This window comes from Psychrobacter sp. AOP5-GZ1-6 (genome assembly GCF_052376345.1).
Classification (GTDB): domain Bacteria; phylum Pseudomonadota; class Gammaproteobacteria; order Pseudomonadales; family Moraxellaceae; genus Psychrobacter.
The window spans coordinates 1-5,486 of the sequence record NZ_JBQSVP010000172.1 but is presented as its reverse complement, the minus strand read 5'-3'; the positions used below and the strand labels follow the sequence as shown (position 1 = coordinate 5,486).

6 protein-coding genes are annotated in these 5,486 nt (G+C 42.6%); 4 read left to right on the top strand and 2 right to left on the bottom strand.

Annotation, left to right across the window (positions count from 1 at the left end):
- Positions 1-175: 175 nt before the first annotated feature.
- A complete protein-coding gene (locus tag ACT3RN_RS14305; protein WP_192520581.1) occupies positions 176-1,057 on the bottom strand; it encodes a PHP domain-containing protein in 882 nt (293 codons plus the stop codon).
- A gap of 256 nt (positions 1,058-1,313) precedes the next feature.
- On the opposite strand from ACT3RN_RS14305, the gene ispZ reads away from it, so the two are divergent.
- The 4 genes from ispZ to mnmC all read left to right on the top strand — a co-directional run bounded on the left by ispZ (position 1,314) and on the right by mnmC (position 4,887).
- Positions 1,314-1,865: a septation protein IspZ gene (ispZ, locus tag ACT3RN_RS14300; protein WP_192520580.1), complete on the top strand. Its 552-nt coding sequence runs from the start codon at positions 1,314-1,316 to the stop codon at positions 1,863-1,865.
- Positions 1,866-1,993: 128 nt separating this feature from the next.
- Positions 1,994-2,323 (top strand): YciI family protein, encoded by a 330-nt coding sequence (locus ACT3RN_RS14295; RefSeq protein WP_192520579.1) that lies wholly within the window; start codon positions 1,994-1,996, stop codon positions 2,321-2,323.
- Positions 2,320-2,754: a hypothetical protein gene (locus ACT3RN_RS14290; RefSeq protein WP_192520578.1), complete on the top strand. Its 435-nt coding sequence runs from the start codon at positions 2,320-2,322 to the stop codon at positions 2,752-2,754. Before ACT3RN_RS14295 ends, ACT3RN_RS14290 begins: the two co-directional genes overlap by 4 nt.
- Before the next feature lie 39 nt (positions 2,755-2,793).
- On the top strand, positions 2,794-4,887 hold the full coding sequence (gene mnmC / locus ACT3RN_RS14285; RefSeq protein ID WP_192520577.1) for an FAD-dependent 5-carboxymethylaminomethyl-2-thiouridine(34) oxidoreductase MnmC: 2,094 nt from the start codon (positions 2,794-2,796) through the stop codon (positions 4,885-4,887).
- Positions 4,888-4,909: 22 nt separating this feature from the next.
- Here the strand turns inward: mnmC and yiaA are convergent, their stop codons facing one another.
- Positions 4,910-5,467: an inner membrane protein YiaA gene (gene yiaA, locus ACT3RN_RS14280; RefSeq protein WP_192520576.1), complete on the bottom strand. Its 558-nt coding sequence runs from the start codon at positions 5,465-5,467 to the stop codon at positions 4,910-4,912.
- Positions 5,468-5,486: the final 19 nt, after the last annotated feature.

Genomic DNA, 5,486 nt, shown 5'->3' with positions numbered 1-5,486 from the left:
AAAAAAGTAATACTAAAAATAAGTAGTACCAAAGATTAAACGATAATTAGAGGTTTTTCAGTGGATTTAGTAAGTATTTTTTGAGTAGTCCTAGGACGTGTTCAATACGCCCTAAGACAATTTCACTTTAAGACGGTTTTTCTTTAAGGTAATTTCGCTTTAAGACAGTTTCGCCTTAAGAAAACTTTGTAAAAGATTGCCAAACCCCTTGCTGCTCTGGATTTAGGACTGGAACATCACCCAATCGTCGCCACGGCATATTACTACCATGAAAATCGCTACCTATTGAAGTAACAAGATTGTGCTCAGCGATACTGCGATCCACCATTCTACGAGTACTAATTGGCTCACTAGTCGCTGGTAACTCACAGCCATCACCACCTAGCTGAGCAAACTCTTCAATAAGTTTACGCACACGAGTAGCCGACAGCTGATAGCGTGTAGGATGCGCAAGTACTGCCTGCCCGCCACACGCATGGATCAACTCGATACCCTCAGCCATACTCAGCGCATTGATAGCGACATAAGCAGGCTTGTTGTCTGCCAGATATTTATCAAAGGCCTTTTGTACGGTTTTAACTTCACCACGCTCAAACAATACTTGACCAATATGCGCACGTCCAACTGCTTGTGGGTTACCGCCTGCTTTTTTAAGCACATCTTGCCATAGCTCATCATAATTGATATCTAACAACGCGCTGAGCTTTTCGGTGATTTTCTGACCACGAGTAGCACGGCTGTCTTGCAGTTGCTGCAACGTTGCATGCATTTTCTCTCGATCAGTAAAGTCCAGTCCAAGCACATGGATGATTTTATTGGTTGATTTGTTTTTACCGTAACCACCACTCAGAGTATGCTCACAGCTTATTTCTACTCCATTGATGAGCTGCATATCACAGGCAGTAGCAGCCACTCTCGCCTCATCGATTCCTGCTAACGTATCATGATCGGTCAGTGCCAATACATTGACGCCAGCCGCATGGGCACGCTGTACCACTTCTGTTGGTGCATAAGTACCATCAGAGCACGTACTGTGACAATGTAAATCGAATTTCATAAGGTAAGCCTTAGCATTTTTAAAAATAGTAATGGTTGAGAAGAGGCTGAGTCATATACGGTTATTATATTTTATCTAGGTGTATATTAACATCGCTTAATCGTTATATTTGATATTAGTGATGTTCATAAGTCGCCATCATCAGATATTGCCGTGCCGACCGATGATGTAAGATGATTAACATTTTGACTGCTTTTTTTTGACGCAGTAGACGTGTAAACTACCCCATACGTTTTTGTTGGACATACCCTTTGCTATGAAAGCCTTATTAGATCTAATTCCTTTAGTTGCTTTTTTTATTGCTGCTCGATATAACGGCATTTTAGCAGCGGCTGGCGCGTTACTCATCGCCACTATTATTGTTTATGCCATCCATTTCATTCGCCAAAAAGGCAAGTTTGATAAGCAGCAATGGATCGTCTTACTTTTAACCATTGGGTTTTGTGGCATCACCTTACTTTTGCGTGATGATATCTACCTGCGTTGGAAGTCGCCTATTATCAATGGTATCTTTGCTTTCACGCTATTAGGAAGTGTCATCATCAACAAGCCTTTAATGCAACTCGCTATGAAAGATGTTTTTTTACTCACAATGAGCGGTTGGAAAAAACTAACCATTGCTTGGGCATTGTTCTTTGCTTTTATGGGTTTTTTACATTATATCACAGCCTTTACGATGTCAGATGAAGCATGGATTAACTTTAAATCTTATGGCTGGATTCCGATTATGTTGGTATTCATTGTGGCCCAGTTTGCAGTATTAAAAAACTATTTAAATCCAGAACTGACCAACAAAACTACTAAGTAATACTTAGGCTATTATTTTATAATGTCTGCTGTTTTTAGATATCCGCAACGACTGTATTAGTTGCTATGAACTAATTCTTACTAATTAAACACATCTTAAATTAATCATCACTTTATTGAGGAAAACCCATGTCCTTATTTGCCATTATTGGTCACGACGTTGCAGACAGCAGCGCACAGCGTCAAATCACTCGTACCGAACATATTGAACGCCTTAAAGTATTGAACAACGAGCAGCGACTCGTTATCGCAGGACCAAACCCTATCGAGCACGGACAAAGTGCCATGTCAGGCAGTTTAATTATCGCTGATTTTGATTCTATTGAGGCGGCACAGGCGTGGGCAAATGATGAACCTTACTTACGTGATGGTGTCTACAGCCATGTAGATATCAAACCATTTATTCAAGCACTGCCAACCCCTACTGAACAGTCAAATGTTAAAGTAGCAGCATCGTGAATCAGCGTGTCTCTTGTTCAAATACTCGCCAATACAAAGTCAGTCTTGCTGTCTTGATGTTGTTTGCTACGGTATCGGCTCAAGCCATACCCACTATAAATAACACTGACGACAACGATCCATTAGCATTGGCTATAGGTCAAGATACCATTGACGCGCAACAAAACAATCCTTCAGCATTGAATATAAATGGTACTTTAGCGGCGCAACTACAGCCATCTAAACAGGCGCTATCCGATGCCAACCAAGAGCTACTAAGCCGTAATGCTCAGCTACAGCGTCAAGTAAATGATTTGCAAACTCAGGTAAATGTCTTGGTTTATGAGAGTAAAGGGCAGCTATTTTTGTATGGTGCATTTACGGTCTTAATCAGTTTATTAGTCGGTATTTTTATCTCATGGTTGGTATTTACCCGCCGTGATCGCTGGTAACGCCCTCTCTCTTTATTGCTTTATCTTATGTGATTGTCTATGCCTAACTCCATATCTGCATCAAAAGAAACCTGCAACGCTCCTACATCAGCTCAAAATGCTAACTCATTAAACATCATCACTCCAGCCAAGATTGATTGGCAGCTAGATGACACTGGTAAACCAGTACCCGTATCTGGCGAGTTTGGAGATGTGTATTTTTCGCATGCAGATGGGCTGGCAGAGACCCGTCATGTGTTTTTAACACACAACAAATTACCTGAACGTTTGGCAATGCTGAATCCAAAGCAATGCTTTACGATTGCAGAATTGGGTTTTGGTACTGGGCTTAATCTATTGGCAACTTGGGAACTATGGCGGCAGTTACGTCAGGCGCATCCACATTTAGCAACGGCTCGCCTACATTTTATTACGACCGAAAAGTTCCCCATACCACTGACAGATCTGACCCAAATACTAGCCTTATGGCAACAGCGCGCGCCTGAGTTGGCAGCACCAATTTCACAGCTTTTGGCTACCTATCCACCCCTTATCGCAGGCTGTCATCGTTTAAATTTTTATGATGACAACTTGACCGTTGATATGTGGTTTGGTGATGCAGCTGAGAGCTTGGGTAAGTTAGCTAATAAGTTAGCAACGCAACTGGCGAACGCTCCTGCACCTTATGTTGACGCTTGGTTTTTAGACGGCTTCGCACCTTCTTGTAATGAGACACTATGGGCAAAAGACATCTTTGCACAAGTGCAGCGCTTATCTCATCCCACCACGACCGCCGCCACTTATAGCTGTGCCGGTATTGTAAAACGTGGTCTAAAAGAGCATGGCTTTGAGATTAATAAAGTAAAAGGGTTTGGGCGAAAGAAGCAAATGCTAACAGCCGTCATGACGGACGCTATAGAATCAGATGAGCCTCATAGTAACTATACCAACCATCCTGATGGTACTTGTCACATACCTTCTCATAGCGCGGTGATTGGCGCTGGTGTTTCAGGACTATTGACAGCGTGGTCACTAGCTAATCGTGGCATCCAAGTGACTTTATTAGACAAGTCAGCACCGCTAGCTGGAGCATCAGGCAATCCTCGCGCGCTCCTAGCACCGAAGATGACACCGATTCATCATGTCGATGAGCATTTACATACCATAGGTTATCTCTATAGTACTCAACTATATCAACTACTAAATAAGCAAGCAATCAAAGAGAAAACCGCGCCCATACTTGAGCCAACGGGAGCACTAGACTTACTTATCAAAGCCAATATCGGTACAGCGCAAATCGCTGATTACCCTAACCCTATGGCAACCACGCTAAGCAATGAACAAGCAAAGAAAACGGCTGGATTAATAGAACAGGATCTATCAGAAAACCTCTATCTACCGCAGTCAGGATTGGTCAATCCACAAGCATTAAAAGATATCATTCTGACGCATCCGCTCATTAGCTTTCAACAGGTGACAGTTCATGAAATGAGTGAGGCAGACGATGAGGTTGGTATTAAAGGACATAACCAACATAAAGAATCGATATCCATCGCTGCTGATAATGTGATCGTGTGTGCGGCTTTTGAGAGTCATCAGCTGGATAAGCGAATTTTTGATTGTCGTAAAATTCGTGGGCAGCTATCTTGGTTTACACCAACTCCTGAACAGTACGCTAAGCTACCCAAAACCCCGCTCAAGTACAGTGGTTACTGCACGCCTTTCACCGCACAAGTGGGTGACGATGGTTTGAATAATGTAGAGACAGGCCAACCTCAGTTTTTACTGGGAGCGAGCTTTATACGCAATGACATAGACACAAAGATACGCATGGATGAGCATCAGATTAGCCGCGATAAACTGATCACAGCGATTCCTGAAATGGAGGCTATTATTCCAACAGATATGAGCGGATGGCAAGGACGTGCAGGGGTTCGTACCCAAACACCTGACTACCACCCCATCGTTGGACAGTTAAATGATAGTAGACGGATTTGGGTTGTGAATGCAATGGGTGCTAAAGGCTATGCCATTGCACCGCTGTGTGCTGAGGCTTTAGCGGATATGATGATTGGTACATTTTCACCGTTATCAGCAGCGATGCTCGCGCGTCTATCGCCAAACCGTAGGCGTTTACAAGCACCGCTTACTTAAGTGCTTCTTGTAGTCAAAAATGCTAATCATTACCTTCTATTCTAGATTTAACCGAACCAAAAAGCGATTTTCCAGAATCAGACTCAGGTGAGTTTTGATGGGAAATCTTAGCACTATTGTCATTTTTTATAGTGGCTTGAGGCGCGGCTAATGTTCGCATTTGGGTAATATCACGAGTGTTCTTTTGGACAGTCACGGCAGCAAATAAACTCATAGCAAAAGCCATCATATAAAAGCCTTTTTCGCTAAAACTCAAGCTTCCAGCATTCATCAGCCCCATCACAATCAGAGCAATAGACAACCCTAAAGCCGCCCAACTGATTAAATAGTACATGTTTGTCGTTGGAATGCCTTCACTACGATCACGAAGCGTTTTTTGTAAACTAATGGCTGAATAAAGGCCAAGAGCAAGTACTGCAATATAGTAACCTTTTTCGTTTAATAACATGCCCTGTGCGTTCCATAATCCAAATATATACGCCAGCACACCAACTAGCATTACTGCCCAAGAAGTCCCAACATAAGCCGTCGTGGGTTTGTAAGCAGCTAACTGACTCTTAGTAATCATGTCATCGTTCATCGTAGTCCTTAATTAAAAA

Excerpts from the sequence above, each read along its gene's own strand:
- yiaA (WP_192520576.1), bottom strand. The coding sequence starts at position 5,467 with ATGAACGATGACATGATTACTAAGAGTCAGTTAGCTGCTTACAAACCC.
- ACT3RN_RS14305 (WP_192520581.1), bottom strand. The coding sequence starts at position 1,057 with ATGAAATTCGATTTACATTGTCACAGTACGTGCTCTGATGGTACTTAT.
- ispZ (WP_192520580.1), top strand. The coding sequence starts at position 1,314 with ATGAAAGCCTTATTAGATCTAATTCCTTTAGTTGCTTTTTTTATTGCT.
- ACT3RN_RS14295 (WP_192520579.1), top strand. The coding sequence starts at position 1,994 with ATGTCCTTATTTGCCATTATTGGTCACGACGTTGCAGACAGCAGCGCA.
- mnmC (WP_192520577.1), top strand. The coding sequence starts at position 2,794 with ATGCCTAACTCCATATCTGCATCAAAAGAAACCTGCAACGCTCCTACA.